This is a genomic window from Plesiomonas sp. (assembly GCF_051650925.1).
Lineage (GTDB): Bacteria > Pseudomonadota > Gammaproteobacteria > Enterobacterales > CAMTGL01 > Plesiomonas.
The window spans coordinates 1-1,022 of sequence record NZ_JBOFRH010000299.1; the positions used below are offsets into that span (position 1 = coordinate 1).

Below are 1,022 nucleotides of genomic sequence, written 5' to 3' on the forward strand. Positions count from 1 at the left end.
CAATTTCGTTCAGCTGTGATTGATGTATTTCATTACTGTTTAGACAATGCCTCAAAGTAACCCATTTTTATGATGGCGTGTTACTGCGAAAGCAGGCAAGACCAAAATAGAAATGCTCTCCCGTTAAGGGGAGCGTCTCTGTTTTGGTCTTTTTTTTGCCTCAACACCGAGGAAGCTATGAACTATAAAGAAACAGCAGACAAAATACTCCACGCAGTAGGTGGTGCGGAGAATATCCGTATGCTCACCCATTGTGCGACCCGGCTGCGGATGGAATTTAATCATCGCGCCAAGGTTAACGCTGCGCAGATTAGCGCCATCCCCGGGGTGATCAGCGTGGTCGAGAAAGGCGGCCAGTTCCAGATCGTTATCGGTAATGAAGTGCAGCAGGTTTATCGCCTGCTCAATAAGGGGTTGCCGGAGAAGCAAAGTCTGGCAGGCAGTGACAAGAACGCGCAATCGACCAGTTTCGTCACACATATTATCAGCGTTATTTCGACCACATTCACTCCAGTGATCCCGGCGATTACCGGCGCGGGGATGATTAAAGCACTGCTGGCCATTCTCAAACTCACGGGACTGATAAGCGAAACCAGCTCAACCTATCAACTGCTCAATATTATTGCTGATGCTGCTTTCTTCTTCCTGCCGGTACTGCTGGCTTACGGGGCATCGCTGAAGTTTGAATGTAACCCGATTCTGGCTATGACCCTTGCTGGCGTGTTGCTGCATCCGGGGATTGACCAAATGCTAGCAACAGCTCAAAAGGTCGATTTTGTCGGTATCAATGTACTGCTTTCCAACTACGCGGGGTCGGTTCTGCCAATCATTCTAACGGTGTGGCTCATGTCGTGGGTTGAGCGCTTTGCCGAAAAGGTTTCACCATCGATTATTAAGTTTTTCATCAAACCGATGCTGATTTTGCTGCTCACCGCACCGCTGGCCCTGGTAGTTGTTGGCCCTGCAGGTATTTTACTTAACGACCTGGTCGCTGCGGGCGCAGTCGCCATTGACAGCTACGC

1 protein-coding gene is annotated in these 1,022 nt (G+C 49.7%); it reads left to right on the forward strand.

Going from position 1 to position 1,022, the window contains the following annotated elements; genetic code table 11:
* Positions 1-177: 177 nt before the first annotated feature.
* On the forward strand, positions 178-1,022 hold an 845-nt coding region (locus ACRC27_RS07090), incomplete at its 3' end, for a PTS transporter subunit EIIC (protein WP_438639523.1).